This window comes from Pseudomonas sp. B21-023 (genome assembly GCF_024749165.1).
Taxonomy (GTDB): Bacteria; Pseudomonadota; Gammaproteobacteria; order Pseudomonadales; family Pseudomonadaceae; genus Aquipseudomonas.
The window spans coordinates 5,190,474-5,210,038 of sequence record NZ_CP087190.1 but is presented as its reverse complement, the minus strand read 5'-3'; the positions used below and the strand labels follow the sequence as shown (position 1 = coordinate 5,210,038).

Genomic DNA, 19,565 nt, shown 5'->3' with positions numbered 1-19,565 from the left:
ATGACAACTGTGCAAGAAGCCGTGCCGAACCTGATCCCGACGCAAGACGTCACCCCACGCCCTGCTCCTAAAAAAGTGGAAGCCGGCGTGAAGCTGCGTGGCGCCGACAAAGTGGCACGTATCCCGGTGAAGATCATTCCCACCGAAGAGCTGCCGAAAAAGCCCGACTGGATCCGCGTGCGCATTCCGGTTTCCCCGGAAGTCGACCGCATCAAGCAACTGCTGCGCAAGCACAAGCTGCACAGCGTATGCGAAGAAGCCTCCTGCCCGAACCTGGGTGAGTGCTTCTCTGGCGGTACCGCCACCTTCATGATCATGGGCGACATCTGCACCCGCCGCTGCCCGTTCTGTGACGTCGGTCACGGCCGGCCGAAGCCGCTGGATGTCGACGAGCCGAAGAACCTGGCCGTGGCCATCGCCGATCTGCGCCTGAAGTACGTGGTGATCACCTCGGTGGACCGCGATGACCTGCGTGACGGCGGTGCCCAGCATTTCGCCGACTGCATTCGCGAGATCCGCGCGTTGTCGCCGGGCGTGCAACTGGAAACCCTGGTACCGGACTACCGCGGCCGCATGGACGTGGCGCTGGAAATCACCGCGCAAACCCCGCCGGACGTGTTCAACCACAACCTCGAGACAGTGCCGCGCCTGTACAAGGCCGCACGCCCAGGTTCGGACTACGACTGGTCGTTGGACCTGCTGCAGAAGTTCAAGCAGATGGTCCCGCACGTACCGACCAAGTCCGGCCTGATGCTGGGCCTGGGCGAGACTGACGAGGAGGTCATCGAGGTGATGCACCGCATGCGCGAGCACGATATCGACATGCTCACCCTCGGCCAGTACCTGCAGCCGTCGCGCAACCACTTGCCGGTACAGCGCTTCGTGCACCCGGACACCTTCGCCTGGTTCGCCGAGGAAGGTTACAAGATGGGCTTCAAGAACGTCGCCTCCGGTCCTCTGGTACGCTCGTCGTACCACGCCGACCAGCAGGCCCACGAAGCCAAGATCAAGCTCTGAGACGGGCTTGAGCGGGACATGCCGATGCGCGCCGGAAGGCGGCATCGGCTTTTTTTTGAGCTACAAGTTTCAAGCGACAAGCTGCAAGGAGTGGCGCGATGAATTGCCTGGAAACTGCCGAGTACCTGTTGCCCAAGGCCCTGCCTGACAACGCCCGTTTCGCCATCGTCGCCCCGGCCGGTCCGGCACGGCTGGATACCGACAAGGCCCGCCGGTGGTTCGAAGACCGTGGCCAGCAATGCCGCATCTATCCTGGGGTGCTGCAGGCGGACGGTTACCTTGCCGGTAGCGACGAACAGCGCCTGCGCGACTTGCACGATGCGTTCAGCGCCCCGGACATCGACGCTATCCTGTGCATGCGCGGCGGTTACGGCAGCATGCGCCTGCTGGACCGCATCGACTTCGAGCTGATCCGCCGCCATCCCAAGCCTTTGGTGGGTTACAGCGACATCACCGCCCTGCATTCGGCGCTCAATCGACATACCGGGATGCTGGCCTTCCATGGCGCAATGCTCAATGCCGACCTGCTGGGGGGCAAGCTCGAGCCCACCGTCAGCTCTCTGTTCGGGCAGTTGAGGGGGCGGCTGGGGGCGGGTGATGCGATCGACCATCCAGCGGCTTTTGCGCTCACCAGCGTGGTGTCCGGTGTTGCCAGCGGGCGTCTGGTCGGTGGCAACCTGTCGCTGCTCGGCACCACGCTGGGGACGTTGGCTGAAGTCGACACCCGGGACAGCATCCTGTTCATCGAGGACGTCAACGAGCCGCTCTATCGTGTCGACCGCCTGCTGACCCAATTGCGCCTGGCCGGCAAGCTGGAGGGTGTGCGTGGTGTACTGGTGGGGGATTTTGCCGGGATCACGGTCGCGGCCATGACGCCCTTGCTGCTGGATATCTTCGGCCCGCTCGGGGTGCCGGTGCTGGCGGGGTGGCGCAGCGGGCATTGTGATCCGAATGTGTGCCTGCCATTGGGCGCGCAGGTCAGGCTCGAGGCGGGAGCGAAACGGCTGGTGCTCGAGCAGGCCTTGTTCAAGGCCTGAAACAGTTGGGGCCGCTTTGCGGCCCCAGTACTTTCTAGCGACGCAGGCTGTCGAGCAGCTTGTGCGTCGGATAACCATCTGCCGGCCAGCCCTGCGCCTGCTGCGCATTGCGAATGGCCTTGCGGGTATTGGCGCCGATGATCCCGTCAGGATTGCCTGCCTCATGGCCACTGGCGTTGAGCAAGGTCTGCAGTTCGATACGTTCACTGCGGCTCAGCGGCAGGTCTTCTTTCGGCCAGCTGCCGGCAATGAACCCCCAACCGTAGAAGCGATCCCCCAGCAGGCTCACCGCCAGCGCATAGGAAGACGAGTTGTTGTACTTGAGGATCGCGCGGAAGTTGTCCAGTACCAGGAACGCCGGCCCACGGGCCCCGGCGGGCAGCAGCAGGGCGGCGGACAGCTGGTTGCTGCCGGTGGGCAATGCGGTACCAGCGGGCAGTTTCACACCTAGTTGCAACCATTCGCTGACGCTCTTGCGCTGGCTGCCATCGGCGAGCCAGTAGTCGAAGCCGGCGGGTACCTGTACCTCGAAGCCCCAGGGCTGGCCGCGCTTCCAGCCGGACGCCTGCAGGTAGTGGGCGGTAGACGCCAGGGCGTCGGCGGTGCTGTTCCAGATGTCGCGGCGACCGTCACCGTCGAAATCCACCGCGTGGGTGAGGTAGGTAGTCGGGATGAACTGGGTCTGGCCCATGGCGCCGGCCCAGGAGCCGCGCATCGCGTCAGGCTGGATGTCGCCGTTTTGCAGGATCTGCAGGGCGGCGATCAACTGGTCCTGGGCGAACTGGGGGCGACGGCCTTCATAAGCCAGGGTAGCCAGCGAACGGATCACTGACTTGCTGCCCTGGAACTGCCCGAAGTTGCTCTCCATACCCCAAACCGAGACCAGCACCTGGCGGTCGACGCCGTAGCGTTGCTCGATGCGTGCCAGTAGCTCGTTATTCTGTTCGAGCAGTTTCTTGCCGTTGCGTACGCGCAGTGGCGACAGGGCGCCGTCCAGGTACTCCCAGACCGGGCGGGTGAACTCAGGTTGGCTGCGGTCAGCCTTGATCACGTCCATGTCCGGGGTGACGCCGAGGAAGGCGCGGTCGAACAGGTTGGCGCTGATCCCGGCTTGCAGGGCTTGCTCGCGGAAACCGGCCTGCCATTGGGCGAAGGTCTGCAGGGGCTGGATTTCGTTGCTGCTATCGAGCGTGGCGCCAGGTAGCGTTACGACGGGGGCGGGCTGGGCGGGTGCCAGCGGCAGGGCATCGGCGGCGGTGGGTTTCTCGGCGCAGGCGACGAGCAGGATGAAGCTTGTGGCCGCGATCAGCTGGCGGGGTTGCCAGCGGAGAGTGAGACGAGAGGGCATGCACAGATCCAGAATTGCAGGTCAGGTGCCGACCATACCATGCCTGCGCATTTCATGCCTTTTCAGGCGGCCATAAAGCAGGAAGCCTCCCAATCTCTCGATTGGAAGGCTTCGCGGCGGTAGCTGCCTTTGCCTTTTCCTGCCTGTTCCTGGCGGCAGCGGAACAGCGGTTGGGCGATGATCGACTTGGCCTTGTTGGGGCCGTGCTTTTTCGGCTTCTTGCTCATGGCGGGTTCCCGGTCTAGTTGGATTGCGGGCGCACTGTAGGCCTGTAGCGCTATGTGAGCCAATTGATTGTGTTTATGGCGGCGCGGCGCTTTATTCGGCGGGCAGCGGCAGGCGTTGTCCGGCCATGAGCAGCGACAGGCGCGCCAGACTGGTCCACGGCGAGCCCTCGGCCTGGCCCTTGATCTGCGCATCGATACGCTGGGCATCCTGCAGAAGCATGGCCCAGCGCTGCGCAGAGAGGCGCTGCAGGGCCTTGCTCACCAGCGGTCGGCGCTTGTCCCACACCGGTGGGCGCGCCTGGCTGAAGGCCTTGTCCAGCGGCACGCCCTGGCTGAACTGCTGTGCGAGCCCGGCCAGCAAGCGCAGTTCGCGGGCAAGGGCCCAGAGAATGACCGGCGGCTCGACACCTTCACCGCGCAGTCCTTCGAGCATGCGCAGGGCATGGGCTGCTTCGCCATTGAGAATGGCATCGACCAGCCCGAACACATCGAAGCGGGCGCTGTCGGCAACGGCTGCCTGGACAGTCTCGACGGTGATCTGGTTGCCCTCGGCCAGCAGCTTCAGCTTCTCGATCTCCTGGGCGGCGGCCAGCAGGTTGCCCTCGACCCGGGCGGCGATCAAGTCGATGGCGTCACGCTGGGCCGACAGGCCGGCCTGGGACAGGCGCTGGTTGATCCATTGCGGTAGTTGCTGGGCGTCCACCGGCCAGATCTGGATGAACTGGCAGTGCGCGCCTTCGATCAAGGCCTTGCCCCACTTGGTTTTCTGCGCGCTGCCATCGAGCTTGGGCAGGCTGATCAGTAGCAGCGTGTCCTCGGCCGGGTTGGCGCAGTATTCCATCAGCGCGGCAGCGCCTTTGTCGCCGGGCTTGCCCGAGGGCAGGCGCAGCTCCAGCAGCCGGCGCTGGGCGAACAACGACAGGCTGGCACCGGCCAGCAGCAGGTTGCCCCAGTCGAAGTTGGCATCGGCGCTGAACACCTGGCGTTCGTCGTAGCCCTGCTGGCGCGCGGCGCCGCGGATGGCGTCGGCGGCCTCCTGGCACAGCAGCGGGTCGTCACCGCTGACGATGTAGACGGGCGCCAGCTGGCCTTGCAGGTGCTTGTTGAGTTGGGCGGGGGAGAGCTTCATGGCGAAGGGCGGGGCACCTCAGGTGCCCCGTTCAGGCTCAGGGAGCCGGGACTTCCAGCGGCGACTGCTGGGGCGTCTCGTCCTGGATGCGCTGGGCTTCCTGGAGGGCACGGGCTTCAGCCTTGGCGCGCTCGTCAGCCTTGTGCTGCAGGTCTTGCAGGCGTGCCGGGGTCAGTTGCTGCAGGCGGACCATCATGCCCTGAACCAGGTCACGGCGCATTTCCTGACGGACCTGGACCGCTTCCTGGCCCGAGCCGTTGATGTTATTGCCATCGTAGACGTAGTACTTCTGCACTTGCAGCTTGTCTTCCAGCAACACTGTGTCGTTCTGGCCCTCGACAGCGTAATTCAGCACAGTGGTCAGCTCATACTCAGCCGAGCGGTTGCCGCCCGTATAGGTCGCGGCGCGCTGGCTCTCTTGCTCATTGGTGAGCACGAGCTTGTAGGGAGCTCCGCTATACACTTTGACGCCGCTGTTCTGCAGTGTGCGGCGCAGTTGGGTGACGGTCTCGCCATAGGCGTTGCGGGCGCTGAGGTCCAGCTCCTTGATGGTCAGTTCGGTAGTGCCGGTGCCGCGCAGCTGGAAACCGCAGGCGCTGAGCAGCACAGCCAGGCCCATTACCAGCAGATTGCGTTTGATCATGTGTGTTGCTCCCTCGTGGACCGATTACGCCCGCCTGCAGGGTGTGCAGGCGGGCGTTGCCATCAGTTGGCGACGATGTTGACCAGTTTGCCCGGAACGACGATGACCTTGCGGATGGTCAGGCCGTCGGTGAAGCGCAGGACGTTCTCGTTGTTGCGAGCGGCGGCCTCGACTTCCTCGCGGCTGGCGGCGGCCGGCATCTCGACCTGGCCACGCAGCTTGCCGTTGACCTGTACCACCAGGGTCACGGTGTCCTGTACCAGGGCGCCTTCATCGACAATCGGCCAGTTCGCATCGATCACCGCCTGGTCGTGGCCCAGCTGCTTCCACAGCTCATGGGAGATGTGCGGGGTGATCGGTGCCAGCAGCAGGGTCACGGCCTCGAGGCCCTCCTGCAGCAGGGCGCGGTCCTGGGCGGTCGCCTGTGGCGCCTTCTCCAGTACGTTCATCACGGTCATCACCTGGGCGATGGCGGTGTTGAACTTGTGGTACTGGCCCACGTCGGTGCTGGCCTGCTTGATCGCGGCATGGATGGCGCGACGGATGACCTTCTGCTCGTCGCTCAGGGCGGCGATGTCCAGCGTGCCCGGCAGGCCTTGGGTCACGTGGGCCTGGGCCAGGCGCCAGACGCGGCGCAGGAAGCGGCTGGCGCCTTCGACGCCGGAGTCGGACCATTCCAGGCTCATGTCGGGTGGCGAGGCGAACATCATGAACAGGCGGCAGGTGTCGGCGCCGTACTGCTCGATCATCGACTGCGGGTCGACGCCGTTGTTCTTCGACTTCGACATCTTCTCGGTGCCGCCGATTTCCACCGGCAGGCCATCGGTCTTCAGGCGCGCGCCGATGATCTTGGCCTTGGCGTCACGCTCGATCTCGACGTCGGCCGGGTTGAACCAGTCCTTGCCGCCGTTGCTGGCGACGCGGTAGTAGGTTTCGGCGACGACCATGCCCTGGGTCAGCAGGTTCTTGAACGGCTCGTTGGAGGTGACCAGGCCTTCGTCACGCATCAGCTTGTGGAAGAAGCGCGCATATAGCAGGTGCAGGATGGCGTGCTCGATGCCGCCGATGTACTGGTCGACAGGCAGCCAGTGGTTGGCGGCTTTAGGGTCGACCAGGCCTTTATCGTAGTTCGGCGAGGCGTAGCGGGCGAAGTACCAGGACGACTCGACGAAGGTGTCCATGGTGTCGGTTTCGCGCTTGGCCGCGGTGCCGCATTTCGGGCAGGTGCACTCGTAGAACTCGGGCATGCGCGCCAGGGGCGAACCGGCCCCGTCCGGTACCACGTTTTCCGGCAGGGTGACGGGCAGCTGGTCTTCCGGCACCGGCACGTCGCCGCAGGACGGGCAGTGGATGATCGGGATCGGGCAACCCCAGTAGCGCTGGCGGCTGATGCCCCAGTCGCGCAGGCGGAACTGGGTGCGCGACTTGCCGAGGTCCTTGCGGATCAGCGCGGCCTCGATGGCATCGAAGGCGCCCTGGAAGTCCAGGCCGTCGAACTCGCCGGAGTTGATCAGCTGGCCATGTTCGCCGTAGGCGGCCAGCCACTCGCTGCCGACCTCGTCGCCGACGCTGGTGCGCACCACCGCCTTGACCGGCAGGTTGTACTTGTGGGCGAACTCGAAGTCGCGCTCGTCGTGCGCCGGCACGGCCATGACAGCGCCATCGCCATAGTGCATCAGCACGTAGTTGGCGACCCATACCGGCAGCTTCTCGCCGGTCAGCGGGTGCTCGACGAACAGGGAAGTGGCCATGCCCTTCTTCTCCTGCGTGGCCATGTCGGCCTCGGCGACGCTGCCGCTCTTGCACTCGTCGATGAACGCCTGCAGCGCCGGGTTGCCCTGGGCGGCCTGGGTGGCCAGCGGGTGTTCGGCGGCGACGGCAACGTAGGTGGCGCCCATCAGGGTGTCCGGACGGGTGGTGAAGACTTTCAGGGTGCCCTCATGACCGATGCTCGCCTGGTCATAGGGGAACTGCACTTCCATGCCGCGGGACTTGCCGATCCAGTTGCGCTGCATGGTCTTGACCTGCTCGGGCCAGCCCGGCAGCTCGTCGAGGCTTTCCAGCAGCTCGTCGGCGTAGTCGGTGATGCGGAAGTAGTACATCGGGATTTCGCGCTTTTCGATAAGCGCGCCCGAGCGCCAGCCACGGCCATCGATGACCTGCTCGTTGGCCAGGACGGTCTGGTCCGCCGGGTCCCAGTTCACGGTGCCGTTCTTGCGGTAGATGATGCCTTTCTCGAACAGGCGGGTGAACAGCCACTGTTCCCAGCGGTAGTAGTCCGGCTTGCAGGTGGTGACTTCACGCGACCAGTCGATGGCCAGACCCAGGCTCTTGAGCTGGGTCTTCATGTAGTCGATGTTCTCGTAGGTCCACTTGGCCGGGGCGACGTTGTTCTTCATCGCGGCGTTTTCCGCCGGCATGCCGAAGGCGTCCCAGCCCATCGGTTGCAGGACGTTCTTGCCCAGCATGCGCTGGTAGCGGGCGATCACGTCACCGATGGTGTAGTTGCGCACGTGGCCCATGTGTAGCTTGCCGCTCGGGTACGGGAACATCGATAGGCAATAGTAGGTGTCTTTGCCTGGCTGTTCGGTGACAGCAAACGATTGTTGCTCGTCCCAGGCATTCTGGGCGGCGGCTTCTACATCACGGGGCGTGTATTGTTCGTGCATGGCTACTTTGTATTGAGAGATAAGAGACATGTTCCAGGCAGCTCGACCTCGCTGCGTCCGGCACTCCGGGATCTGCAAGAGTGAACGCCGTAGCATACATGAGCGCCGCGCATCGTGGGAAACCCTGATTGCATCGCCCGCCGCGCGGGCCGTTGGTCGCGGCGCCCGGCCGCTTTTACGAGTGACGCTAAGCTCATCTGTGGGGGGAGATATTCTTACCTTCAATGAGGTGAACGGATGGGAGAGTCGCAACTAACCGCAAGCAAACCGGAGCTTTACGAGCGCCTGATCGACCGTTTGGGCCTGGCACTGGAAGTGGCCAGAACCTCCGTGCGATTGCGCGACGAGATGCCTGCCGAACTGGAGTTGCGTGGCCTGAGCCATGCCGAGTTCGAGGTGATCAAAGCCTACCTGGAATCCCTCCCGGAGGGCCGATTTGCCAGTGCCGGTGCCTACCCGCAACCGGAGCCGTCCTCGGCCAGGATTGTCTGGCTCAAGGACCGCAGGCGCCCCGGCGCCCCAGCCAGCTCCAGGACATTTCCGTCCCGATAGCCGTTCAGGGTTGCAGGCGCGGCGACGCGCCGGTTTTCGCAATGCACGCATCGATCGGCGCCGGTTGCCCTTGAGGCCCGGTGCCGATCCTCTTAGGCTGCACGCCTTCCATGGAGGTGTGTGATGCCGATCCGCTTTTTCATCAAACAATGGTTGATGCCGCCTGGCGTCCTGTTCCTGTTGCTGCTGGCCGCCTGGTGGTGGCGCCGGCGCCGTCCGCGCCTGGCCGCGGCCTGTTTCACCCTGGGGCTGGGTGGCTTGTGGCTGATGAGCTTGCCACTGACGGTCGAGCAAGTTGCCCGAACCCTTGAAACAGAACCTGCGTTGGCCCTCGAGGGGTGGGCAGGCCTGGCATCCAGGGCCGACGCCATCGTGGTCCTGGGCGCCGGACGGGAGCGCGGCGATCCGGCCTGGGGTGGCCTTGATCAGCCAACCTACGTTGCCCTCGAGCGCATGCGCTACGCCGCGCAACTGGCCAAGGCCTCAGGGCTGCCGGTGCTGACCAGCGGTGGCTTGCACTATGGCACGCCGCCCAGTGAGGCCCAACTGATGGCTGACCGCCTGGAGGCGGACTTTGGCGTAAAGGTTTCCTGGAAGGAGGAAGCCAGCCGCACCACCTGGGAAAACGCCGAGTTCAGTGCCAAGGTATTGCAGCCTCTGGGTATCAAGCGGGTGGTGGTGGTGACGCAGGCCTGGCACATGCAGCGCTCGCGCTGGAGTTTCGAGCGGGCCGGGTTCGAAGTGGTGCCGGCGCCGGTGGGATTCCTGGGGCGGAATCATGCGCGGCCGTTCGCGGGATTGCTGCCGGAAAACCGGGCAATGTGGCAGAGCGGACAGTTGCTGAACGAGGCGGCAGGGTTAGTGGGGTATCGCCTGTTCTACTAAGACTTGGGCCGCTACGCGGCCCAAGGGATGCTTCAGACGGTTCGCGCAATGCGCCCGGCCAGCAAGGCCCAGCCCAGCAGCAGCACGCAGACGATCGCCAGCGGCCACGAGCGCCATTGCAGGTACGGCGTCAGTTGCTGCATCGGCACCACCTCGCCGTACAGCACGGCCCGCTGGAACTGCGGGACCTGCGCGGTGATCCTGCCGAACGGGTCTATCAGTGCGGTCACGCCGTTGTTGGTGGCGCGGATCATCCAGCGGCCCGCCTCCAGCGCACGCATCTGGGCCATCTGCAGGTGTTGCAAGGGGCCGATCGAGGTGCCGAACCAGGTGTCGTTGCTGATGGTCAGCAGCAGGTCGCTGCGTGCGGCCAGGCTTGCGGCGAATTCGGGATAGACCACTTCGTAGCAAATGTACGGAGCGATCTGGTAACCCTTGGCCTGCAGCAATGGCTGGTCCTCGGGACCACGGGCGAAATCCGACATCGGCAAATTGAAGAACTCGATCAGGCCGCGCAGCATGTCCTGCAATGGAACGTATTCACCGAAGGGCACCAGCTTCTGCTTGAGGTAGGTGCCGTCGCCCTCGCCGGTCACGGTGATGCCGTTGAAGTAGCGGCGCTGGTGGTGGACCATCTGCCGCACTGGGACCCCGGTGATCAGCGCCGAATGCCGTTCGGCGGCGAAGGTACCCATCATGTCGATGTAGCCCTGGGCCTGGTCCTTGAGCACCGGCACGGCGGTTTCCGGCCAGATCAGCAGGTCGACGGGTTTCGAGCTGAAGCTCATGTCGCGGTACAGCGCCAGTTGGGCATTGACGTGCGCAGGGTCCCACTTCAGGTCCTGCTCGACGTTGCCTTGCAGGGCTGCCACCTTCAGCGGATCACCTGCCGGCTTGGTCCAGGCGTGATCCTTCAAGGCCAGGCCGATGATCCACGGCGCCGCCAGCAACACCGCACCAACAGCCAGGAACGAACGGCGCTCGCGCAGGCGATGGAGGTTGCACAGCAAGGCGGCAGTCAACGCCAGGGCGAACGAGATCAGCCACACGCCGCCCAACGGCGCCAGGCCCGCCAGTGGGCCATCGAGCTGGCTGTAACCTGCATAGAGCCAAGGGAAACCGGTGAGGAACCAGCCCCGGAAGGCCTCCTGCAGCAACCACAGAGCGGCAAAGCACAAGGCGTCTGCCAGCGGCGCCTCGTCGCGGCGCAACCAGCGTGCCCAAAGCCAGGCGGGCAGGGCGAAGAAGAAGGCCAGACAGGCGAAGAATGCCAGCAGCAGCAGGATCGCCAGCAGCGGCGAGGCGCCGCCGTAGGTGTTCATGCTGACGTAGATCCACCAGGTGCCGGCGCCGTAGAGGCCGAAGCCGAAGCACCAGCCCCGGCCCAGGGCTTGTCGCGGGCTCAGCTCGCGCAGCCCGGCATAGAACAGCGCGAGGGACAGCAGGGCCAGCGGCCAGATGTCGAAGGGGGCCAGGGCCAGCAGGGTGGAGGCGCCGGCCGCCATGGCCAGCAGGTTACCGGGCCAGCCGGGGCGGGTGATCCAGCGCATGTTCGTCCTTAACGGTTGATCGGTGTCAGGCGTAGCAAGTGTATCCGGCGGCTGTCGGCATTGAGAATGCGGAAGCGGTAGCCGCCGATCTCGGTGGTTTCGTTACGTTTGGGCAAATGGCCGAACGCACTCATCACCAGGCCGCCGACCGTGTCGAACTCGTCATCGGAGAATTCGCTGTCGAAGAACTCGTTGAAGTTCTCGATCGGGGTCAGTGCCTTGACCAGGAAGTCGCCGCTGGGCAGCGGCTTGATGTAGCTGTCTTCCTCGACGTCATGCTCGTCCTCGATATCGCCGACGATCTGCTCGAGCACGTCCTCGATGGTCACCAGCCCCGCCACGCCGCCGTATTCGTCGATGACGATGGCCATGTGGTTGTGGTTGGCGCGGAACTCGCGCAGCAGCACGTTCAGGCGCTTGGACTCGGGCACGAAGGTGGCCGGGCGCAGCAGGTCCTTGATGTTGAAGCTGTCGCCATTCTCCTTGAGGATCAGCGGCAGCAGGTCCTTGGCGAGCAGAATGCCGAGCACATCGTCGTGGCTCTCGCCGATCACCGGGTAGCGCGAGTGCGCGGCATCGATCACTGCCGGCAGGAACTCGCGGGGCGACTGGTTGGCCTTGATGCTGATCATCTGCGAACGCGGCACCATGATGTCGCGTACCTGCAGGTCGGCGACCTGGATGGCGCCTTCGACGATGGTCAGCGCTTCGCTGTCGAGCAGTTTGTTCTGATGGGCTTCGCGCAGCAGCTCAAGGAGCTCCTGGCGGTTTTTCGGCTCATGGGCAAAAGCCTGGGTCAGCTTACCCAACCAGGACTTCTGCCCGTTGCTCGATCGGTCTTCGCTCATGGCGGTTACTCGTGATCCTTGCAGTATCAGTGTGTGATTGTTTCGGTTTCGTCGTCGGCGTAAGGGTCCGGGTGACCCAGTTCCGCCAGCAATTGCCGTTCCAGCGCTTCCATTTCCTCGGCTTCATCGTCTTCGATGTGGTCGTAGCCGAGCAGGTGCAGGCAGCCGTGGATGACCAGGTGCGCCCAGTGCGCCTCCAGGGACTTGCCCTGTTCGGCGGCCTCGCGCTCGACCACCGGCACGCAGATCACCAGGTCGCCCAGCAGCGGGATGTCGAGCAGCTCGTCGGGGACGTCGGCGGGGAAGGACAGCACGTTGGTGGCGTAGTCCTTGTGCCGGTAGGTGTGGTTCAGCTCGCGACCTTCGGCGGCGTCGACCAGGCGGATGGTCATTTCCGAGTCGGCGCTGCGCTGGCGCAGGGCAAGTTCGCACCAACGGCGGAAGGCGGCGTCATCGGGGGCAGCGGCGTCCGTGGCCCGTTGCAGGTCGAGTTCAAGCATCTTTGCCGGGTGCCTCGGGCTTGGACTGACGGGCTTCGAAGCGGTCGTAGGCTTCGACGATACGCTGCACCAACGGGTGGCGTACCACGTCCTTGGGCTGGAAATGGGTGAAGCTGATGCCTGGCACGTCCTTGAGCACCTCGATCACATGGGCCAGGCCCGACTTGGTGCCGCGGGGCAGGTCGACCTGGGTGATGTCACCGGTGATCACCGCGGTCGAGCCGAAGCCGATGCGGGTGAGGAACATCTTCATCTGTTCGAGCGTGGTGTTCTGACTCTCGTCGAGGATGATGAAGCTGTTGTTCAGGGTGCGGCCGCGCATGTAGGCCAGCGGCGCGATCTCGATCACCTGGCGCTCGATCAGCTTGGCCACGTGCTCGAAGCCAAGCATCTCGTAGAGCGCGTCGTAGAGCGGGCGCAGGTACGGGTCGATCTTCTGGGCCAGGTCGCCGGGCAGGAAGCCGAGCTTTTCGCCGGCCTCGACCGCCGGGCGCACCAGCAGGATGCGGCGCACCTGTTCACGCTCCAGCGCATCGACCGCGCAGGCCACGGCCAGGTACGTCTTGCCGGTACCGGCCGGGCCGATGCCGAAGTTGATGTCGTTGGCCAGGATTTCCTTGACGTAGCGCTGCTGGTTGACGCCGCGCGGGCGGATATTGCCCTTGCGCGTGCGCAGCGAGACGCTGACTTCGTTGACGGCCGGATTCTCGATGTTCTCGATCGTCGACTCCTGGAGATAGAGGTGCACCGTTTCCGGTGACAGCTCGTTCGCCTTGGCTTCGCGATAGAGGCGGCGCAGCAGTTGCTCGGCGGCGGAGGTGGTCTTGGGCTCGCCGATCAGTTCGAACTGATTGCCGCGGTTGCGGATCTCGATGGCCAGGCGTTGTTCGATCAGGCGCAGGTGCTCGTCGAACTGGCCGCACAGGTTGGCGAAGCGATGGGCCTCGAAGGGCTCGAGGATAAAGCGATGGGGTTGTATGGGTGCGTTCAAGGTCGTTTTTAGCCGCTCGACGGCAATGAATGTGAACTCAAGAATAACCCTTGAGTGGCAGTGGCGAAAGCACTGAAACGATCAAGGGTCGCTGGGCAGCGTCCGATCCGTGCGTCAAAGCATGGCAGGGCAAGTTGACGAATCGATGATGCCGGGGCCAGCGCCGGGCCGGGCAACGGTTCAGGGAAGAGGAGAGAAAGGTGTGCGCCCTTCGGCGTTCTGCAGTTCCAGCAGGTATTTGCGGAAGATCTGGCCGAGTACCTGGGTAGCGTGCTCGAGCTCGTCGCGGGGCATCTGCTCGGTGACTTCGTCGGCCATGTCCAGGGCGTCTTCGGCACCGTTGACCGCGGCGATCTTGAGCAGGATGTAGGCTTGCACGTTGTTGGCCTTGACCCCTTCACCGTGGAAGAACATCGAGCCGAGACGATATTGTGCCTGCGCCTGGCCTTGCAGCGAGGCTTTCTCGAACCACTTGAGCGCGTTGTCGAGTTGGCGCGGCGTGCCGCTGTAGTAGAACTCGCCCAGCTCGTACTGCGCTTCGGCATCCCCTGACTGCGCGGTCTGCTCGCACGCCTTCAGGGCATTCTGCAGGTCTTCGGGCGCGGTATCGAGGGCGCAGCGGCCCGTCGCTGGAATCAGCAACGAATTACCGCCCTCCGCCAAGGCCAGCAGGGGCTGAAGAAGCAACAGGCAGCCCAGGGTAAGGGCGCGGCCGGTGCGGTTCATGGGGATCGACTTACCTCTGCAAAGCTACGGCCAATGTCTCTGGTGGCACATTATGGGATAAGCAGCGCCTACCTTACAAAGATTTACGCGAATTTCTACAGACGGATTGGACGTGGCGGGCTGTGATGGGGTTCACAGGCTTGCTTGGTCCGGCCTGATCGTGGGGCAAGCCCGCGATCAGGCCGAGACAGGAACACCCTTACTTCAGTTTGGCAAACGCCCGCTCGGCCGCATCCAGGGTGATCTGCAGTTCCTTGTCGCCATGGGCGATGGAGGTGAAACCCGCTTCGAAGGCGCTTGGCGCCAGGTACACGCCGCCTTCGAGCATCAGGTGGAAGAAACGCTTGAAGCGTTCGGCATCGCTGGCCATCACGTCGTCGAAAGTGACGATATCGTCGGCGCCGCTGAAGTACAGGCCGAACATGGCGCCCGCCTGAGTGGTGACGAACGGGATACCCGCCGCATCGGCACGCTGTTGCAGGCCATCGAGCATGCGGCTGGTGAAGGCACTCAGTTCGTCATGGAAGCCCGGGCGGCTGATCAGCTTCAGGGTGGTCAGGCCGGCGGCCATGGCCAGCGGATTGCCCGACAGGGTGCCGGCCTGGTAGACCGGGCCCAGCGGGGCGATGCAACCCATGATTTCGCGCTTGCCGCCGAAGCAGCCGACCGGCATGCCACCGCCGACGATCTTGCCGAAGGTCGACAGGTCGGGGGTGATGCCGTAGTGGCCTTGGGCACCGCCGAGAGAAACGCGGAAGCCGGTCATCACCTCGTCGAAGATCAGTACCACGCCGTGCTGGTCGCACAATGCGCGCAGGCCTTCGAGGAAGCCCGGCGCCGGCGGCACGCAGTTCATGTTGCCGGCCACCGGCTCGACGATGATGCAGGCCACGCTCTGGCCGACGTCGGCCAGGGTCTTCTCGACGGCGGCGATGTCGTTGAACGGCAGGGTCAGGGTGTGCTTGGCGAAGTCCGCCGGTACCCCAGCCGAGCTTGGCACGCCCTGGGTCAGCAGGCCGGAGCCGGCCTTGACCAGCAGGCTGTCGGAGTGACCGTGGTAGCAGCCTTCGAACTTGATGATGGCGTCACGGCCGGTGTAGCCACGGGCCAGGCGGATGGCGCTCATGGTTGCTTCGGTGCCGGAGCTGACCATGCGCACCATTTCCATCGACGGCACGATCGAGCACACCAGGTCGGCCATCTGGGTTTCCATGGCAGTCGGCGCGCCATAGGACAAACCGTGTTCCAACTGCTTGCGCACCGAATCCAGGACCTCTGGGTGGGCGTGGCCGAGGATCATCGGGCCCCAGGAACCGACATAGTCGACGTAGCGCTTGTCGTCTTCATCGATGACGTAGGCGCCTTCGGCGTGCTTGAAGAACAGCGGAGTGCCACCGACGCTCTTGAAAGCGCGAACCGGCGAGTTGACGCCACCGGGGATGTGTTTCTGGGCTTGGGCGAACAGGGCTTCGGAACGGGACATGGGATCTTCTCTCGAAATCAGCAAGCGAACAGGGCGTTGAAGGCGCGGGCGCGGCGGGTGACTTCCTGCGCGCTGTCGGCACCGAACAGGCCGTGGATAACCGCCAGCAAGTCGGCGCCATGGGCGACCAGCGGGGCGGCGTTGTCGAGGGTGATGCCGCCGATCACCGCGATCGGCAGCTTGACCTGGGCGCGGGCCTGCTCCAGCAGTTCGACGCTGGCGGCGGGCGCGCCCGGTTTGGTGACGGAATTGAAGAAGCGGCCGAAGGCGACATAGCTGGCGCCTTCGCTGGCGGCCTGCCGCGCGAGGTCCAGGCTGGCGTGGCAGGTCGAACCGATGATCGCCTTGCGGCCGAGCAAGGCGCGGGCCGGTGTGAGCGGGCCATCGGTCTGGCCGAGGTGCACGCCAACGCCCAGGCGGGCCGCCAGTTCGGCGTCGTCGTTGATGATCAGCTCGGTGCCGTAACGCTCACACAGCGTCTTCAGCGCTTCTGCCTCGCGCAGTCTGTGGGCGGTATCGTCGCTCTTGTCGCGGTATTGCAACAGGCGAACGCCACCTTCCAGCGCCGCTTCAACGTGGGAGAGGAAACGGCCGGCCAGCAGCTGGCTGTCGGTGATCGCGTACAGACCGCGGAGCTTCATCGGATGGCCTCGTGTCAGGAACAGAAATCCAGGGGCAGGCGGCGCGGCACGTACTGGCCCTTGCCCAGCTGTTCTGCGTCGCGCAGGGTGCGCCAGGTGTAGTCCAAGGCGCTGCGCACGGCGCTGGTCAATGCTTCGCCCAGAGCCAGGCGGCCGGCAAGGGCGCTGGCCAGGGTGCAGCCCGAGCCGTGGTAGCTCCCCGGCAGGCGTTGGCAGGTCCAGGTGTGCTGCTGACCGTCGCGGCTATACAGGCGGTTGTGGATTTCCACCTCGTCGCCGTGACCGCCGGTAATCAAAAGGTGCCTACAGAACGGCAGCAATTTCTCGGCGCACTCGTCCGCGGTGCCTTCGGGCAGTTCCGCCAGAATGCGTGCTTCCGGCAGGTTCGGCGTGGCGATGGTGGCCAGCGGCAGCAGGCGTTCGCGCAGCGCGTAGCCGACCTCGTCCTTGCCCAGGCGGCCACCGCCACCGGCGCGCAGAACGGGGTCGCAGACCAGAGGCAGGTGCGGGTGGGCGGACAGCAGTTCGGCGACGGTGTCGACCATCTCGATCGAGCCGAGCATGCCCAGCTTCACCGCGGCTACCGGGGAGTCGGCCAGCACGGCGTTGGCCTGGGCCAGCACCCACTCGCGGTCAAGCACGCGGAAGTCGGAAACGTTGACGGTATCCTGCACGGTCAGGGCGGTCACGGCGGGTGCGGCGTGACAACCCTGGGCGATCAGGGCTTCGATATCTGCCTGCAGCCCGGCGCCACCACTGGGGTCGTGGCCGGAGAGACAGAGGACAACGGGGCGGGAGCTGTAGGTATTCATGGTCGGCGAGCTTATCACCAAACCTTTTTGTGCGGTTCGGTCGCGGCGAGAGAATTGCTGATCAAGTGGTCAGGTTGGGTTTGTTTGGTGTTCTGAAACGTGCGTCCTAGAGCCTCTGTATTGAAATTCAAAGTAGCTGCTGAGCAGTGCTGGAGGCTATGCTAGAGTGCTCGGATAACTCGATGAACGGGTTCTGCCGGATCACGTCGTCTCAAAGGGAAGGGAGGCAACCGCGACGCGACCGGACAGGCCATGCTGGGGCTGTATGCGCTATTTGCTGATTGTGCTTCTGGGCTGCTTGCCCCTGCTTGCCGGAGCGGTCGAATTCGACGACTCCACCGGGCGCTTGCCGCTGGGCCGCTACATGCAGGTCTATGAAGACCACGATGGCAGCGCCAGCATCGCTCAGGTCAGTACCGCCGCATTCGCCGGACGCTTCCATGCCCATCACGACGAGGTGCTCAACGCCGGCTATTCGACCTCCGTTTTCTGGCTCCGTGTCGATCTCGCCTATTCAGCTACATCTTCGCCAGCACCACGCCAGTGGTTGCTGGAGCTTGCCTACCCGCCGCTGGATCATCTGGAACTCTATCTGCCGGACGCGCAGGGCACCTATCGCCTGGCCCAGCGCACGGGTGATGCCTTGCCCTATGCCAGCCGGCAGATCCGCCAGAACAACTATCTGTTCGAGCTGCCGCTGCACCCCGGCCAGGCGACGACCGTCTACCTGCGCCTGCACAGCCAGGGTTCGATCCAGGCGCCGCTGACATTGTGGTCGGCCCAGGCTTATCTGGAAGACCAGCCCACGCGTCTTTACGTGCTGGGCATGATCTACGGCGTGCTGCTGGTAATGCTGGTTTACAACTTGTTCCTGTACCTCAGCGTGCGTGATGTCAGCTACCTGTACTACATCCTCTACATCGCCTCGTTCGGCCTGTACCAGGTCTCGGTCAACGGTGCCGGCATCGCCTACTTCTGGCCGGACAACCCCTGGTGGGCAAATGCCGCCACGCCATTGTTCATCGGCGCCGCCGGGTTGTTCGGCTGCCAGTTCGCCCGCCATTTCCTGCAACTGGGCAACCTCAGCCGTGGCCTCGACCGCCTGCTGAAGGGGTTGATGGCAGGTGGTGCGCTGGTGATGGTGCTGGCGGTGACCCTGCGTTACGGCGTGGCGCTGCGCATGGCCACGCTGCTGGCACTGTTGTTCACCGTGAGCATCTTCAGTGCGGGGTTGTATGCCTGGTGGCGTGGCTTGCGCGTTGCGCGCTGGTTCATCATCGCCTGGACGGCCTTCCTCGTCGGCGGGCTGGTCAATACCTTGATGGTGCTTGGGTACCTGCCAAACCTGTTCATCACCATGTACGCCAGCCAGCTTGGCGCGGCGCTGGAGGTGGCGCTGTTGTCGCTGGCCCTGGCCGACCGCATCAACAGCTTGCGCGAGCAGCAGGCGCAGACCCTGCGTGACACCGGACGCACCCTGGAGCAACTGAACCTGCAACTGGCCCGCAGCAACCGGCTCAAGGACGAGTTCCTCGCCACCGTGACCCACGAGTTGCGCACGCCGATGAACGGCGTGATCGGTTCGCTGGAACTGCTGCACACCCTGCCCATGAGCGCCGAGCAGGCCCAGTATCATCGCACCGCCAGGGGGTCAGCCCAGGACATGATGGCGATGGTCGACGATATCCTCATCCTCACCGAGCTGCAGGCCGGGCGCCTGCGTAAGCATGGCATGGCGTTCAGCCTGCGGCGGCTGCTTCAGGAACTGCGGGCCGGTTATGCCAGCCAGGCGCTGGCCAAGGGCCTGTACCTGAGCCTGGACATCCCCGCCGACCTGCCCGACAGCCTGGTCGGCGATGCACAGAAGCTCGCCCGCTGCCTGGCGTGCCTGGTGGACAACGGGCTGAAATTCACCCACCAGGGCGGTGTCACCGTGCAGGCCCGTGGCCGGCGAACCGGACCTGACAGCCTGGCCCTGAGCCTCACGGTCAGTGACAGCGGCATCGGCTTCGACGACCTGGATCAGGCGGTGCTGTACCAGCGCTTCTTCCAGGTGGACGGTTCGATGACCCGGCGCTATGGCGGATTGGGGATTGGCCTGTCCATCTGCCGCCAGTTGAGCGAGTTGATCGGGGCCACGTTGTCCCATGAGTCGACGCTTGGGTTGGGGAGCCGCTTCGAGCTGACCTTGAATGTGGCGGTTGCCCAGGTGCAGATGCCGCCTGGGCGCGCGGTTTCTGGTGCGACGCGAGTCTGATTTGCACTCGCCTGCTGACAAGTTCGCGGGCCGACTGAATGATGGTTAGTGCAGTCCTTGTGAGGGGCTGTACTGTAGTTTCTGTGTGCTCCTCAAAACGCTAGTGCACCTATTATCAACCAGGCGAAGGATATCCAGCCCAGCCATGCAGATAAGACCATAATTTGTCTTATGTTTTTCGGGAATTCGGCTACGTCTTTCTCATTGAGTAATCCTTTCCTTATAGATCTCTTTGAGATCGCCATGGCCC

Annotated in this window: 18 protein-coding genes; 5 read left to right on the top strand and 13 right to left on the bottom strand. The window is 64.3% G+C overall.

The features are described 5' to 3' along the window. Together lipA and LOY42_RS23455 are read left to right on the top strand one after the other, a co-directional pair. Positions 1-1,017 (top strand): lipoyl synthase, encoded by a 1,017-nt coding sequence (gene lipA / locus LOY42_RS23460; protein ID WP_046857277.1) that lies wholly within the window; start codon positions 1-3, stop codon positions 1,015-1,017. Between the two features lie 98 nt (positions 1,018-1,115). Beyond that, complete coding sequence (locus LOY42_RS23455; protein WP_258599491.1) at positions 1,116-2,054, top strand: LD-carboxypeptidase; 939 nt, start codon at positions 1,116-1,118, stop codon at positions 2,052-2,054. Between the two features lie 34 nt (positions 2,055-2,088). Here LOY42_RS23455 and LOY42_RS23450 read toward each other — a convergent pair whose 3' ends face one another. The 5 genes from LOY42_RS23450 to leuS all read right to left on the bottom strand — a co-directional run bounded on the left by LOY42_RS23450 (position 2,089) and on the right by leuS (position 8,070). Then, on the bottom strand, positions 2,089-3,402 hold the full coding sequence (locus LOY42_RS23450) for a lytic murein transglycosylase (RefSeq protein WP_258599489.1): 1,314 nt from the start codon (positions 3,400-3,402) through the stop codon (positions 2,089-2,091). 62 nt (positions 3,403-3,464) lie between these two features. After that, positions 3,465-3,629: an alternative ribosome rescue factor ArfA gene (gene arfA, locus LOY42_RS23445; RefSeq protein WP_023630277.1), complete on the bottom strand. Its 165-nt coding sequence runs from the start codon at positions 3,627-3,629 to the stop codon at positions 3,465-3,467. 91 nt (positions 3,630-3,720) lie between these two features. Continuing rightward, positions 3,721-4,758, bottom strand: coding sequence for a DNA polymerase III subunit delta (holA, locus tag LOY42_RS23440; RefSeq protein ID WP_139668291.1), 1,038 nt, complete (start codon positions 4,756-4,758; stop codon positions 3,721-3,723). Between the two features lie 37 nt (positions 4,759-4,795). Beyond that, on the bottom strand, positions 4,796-5,401 hold the full coding sequence (lptE, locus tag LOY42_RS23435; protein ID WP_258599486.1) for an LPS assembly lipoprotein LptE: 606 nt from the start codon (positions 5,399-5,401) through the stop codon (positions 4,796-4,798). Between the two features lie 62 nt (positions 5,402-5,463). After that, complete coding sequence (gene leuS, locus LOY42_RS23430) at positions 5,464-8,070, bottom strand: leucine--tRNA ligase (protein ID WP_258599484.1); 2,607 nt, start codon at positions 8,068-8,070, stop codon at positions 5,464-5,466. A gap of 237 nt (positions 8,071-8,307) precedes the next feature. Here leuS and LOY42_RS23425 point away from each other — a divergent pair, with 237 nt between their 5' ends. Both LOY42_RS23425 and LOY42_RS23420 read left to right on the top strand, forming a co-directional pair. Continuing rightward, on the top strand, positions 8,308-8,622 hold the full coding sequence (locus LOY42_RS23425) for a hypothetical protein (protein WP_139668296.1): 315 nt from the start codon (positions 8,308-8,310) through the stop codon (positions 8,620-8,622). Between the two features lie 123 nt (positions 8,623-8,745). Then, complete coding sequence (locus tag LOY42_RS23420; protein ID WP_258599481.1) at positions 8,746-9,507, top strand: YdcF family protein; 762 nt, start codon at positions 8,746-8,748, stop codon at positions 9,505-9,507. 32 nt (positions 9,508-9,539) lie between these two features. Here the strand turns inward: LOY42_RS23420 and lnt are convergent, their stop codons facing one another. The 8 genes from lnt to LOY42_RS23380 all read right to left on the bottom strand — a co-directional run bounded on the left by lnt (position 9,540) and on the right by LOY42_RS23380 (position 17,058). Further along, entirely contained in the window at positions 9,540-11,057 is a 1,518-nt protein-coding gene (gene lnt / locus LOY42_RS23415) for an apolipoprotein N-acyltransferase (RefSeq protein ID WP_139668300.1), read from the bottom strand. Between the two features lie 8 nt (positions 11,058-11,065). Beyond that, positions 11,066-11,905 carry an HlyC/CorC family transporter gene (locus tag LOY42_RS23410; protein ID WP_023630352.1) on the bottom strand — a complete coding sequence of 280 codons (840 nt, stop codon included), beginning with the start codon at positions 11,903-11,905 and terminating at the stop codon, positions 11,066-11,068. Between the two features lie 26 nt (positions 11,906-11,931). Beyond that, entirely contained in the window at positions 11,932-12,405 is a 474-nt protein-coding gene (gene ybeY, locus LOY42_RS23405; RefSeq protein WP_023630353.1) for an rRNA maturation RNase YbeY, read from the bottom strand. Further along, positions 12,398-13,396 (bottom strand): PhoH family protein, encoded by a 999-nt coding sequence (locus LOY42_RS23400; protein ID WP_139668302.1) that lies wholly within the window; start codon positions 13,394-13,396, stop codon positions 12,398-12,400. The genes ybeY and LOY42_RS23400 overlap by 8 nt, the downstream gene beginning before the upstream one ends. 180 nt (positions 13,397-13,576) lie before the next feature. Continuing rightward, positions 13,577-14,122 (bottom strand): tetratricopeptide repeat protein, encoded by a 546-nt coding sequence (locus LOY42_RS23395; protein ID WP_139668306.1) that lies wholly within the window; start codon positions 14,120-14,122, stop codon positions 13,577-13,579. Positions 14,123-14,321: 199 nt separating this feature from the next. After that, the gene (gene hemL, locus LOY42_RS23390; protein ID WP_139668308.1) at positions 14,322-15,605 is read right to left on the bottom strand and encodes a glutamate-1-semialdehyde 2,1-aminomutase; all 1,284 of its coding nucleotides are present in this window, start codon (positions 15,603-15,605) and stop codon (positions 14,322-14,324) included. A gap of 17 nt (positions 15,606-15,622) precedes the next feature. Beyond that, on the bottom strand, positions 15,623-16,246 hold the full coding sequence (gene thiE / locus LOY42_RS23385; RefSeq protein ID WP_139668310.1) for a thiamine phosphate synthase: 624 nt from the start codon (positions 16,244-16,246) through the stop codon (positions 15,623-15,625). A 14-nt stretch (positions 16,247-16,260) separates the two neighbouring features. Further along, positions 16,261-17,058, bottom strand: coding sequence for a hydroxymethylpyrimidine/phosphomethylpyrimidine kinase (locus LOY42_RS23380; RefSeq protein WP_102684169.1), 798 nt, complete (start codon positions 17,056-17,058; stop codon positions 16,261-16,263). A gap of 265 nt (positions 17,059-17,323) precedes the next feature. Here LOY42_RS23380 and LOY42_RS23375 point away from each other — a divergent pair, with 265 nt between their 5' ends. Beyond that, positions 17,324-19,315 (top strand): hybrid sensor histidine kinase/response regulator, encoded by a 1,992-nt coding sequence (locus tag LOY42_RS23375; RefSeq protein ID WP_139668312.1) that lies wholly within the window; start codon positions 17,324-17,326, stop codon positions 19,313-19,315. Positions 19,316-19,565 lie beyond the last annotated feature (250 nt).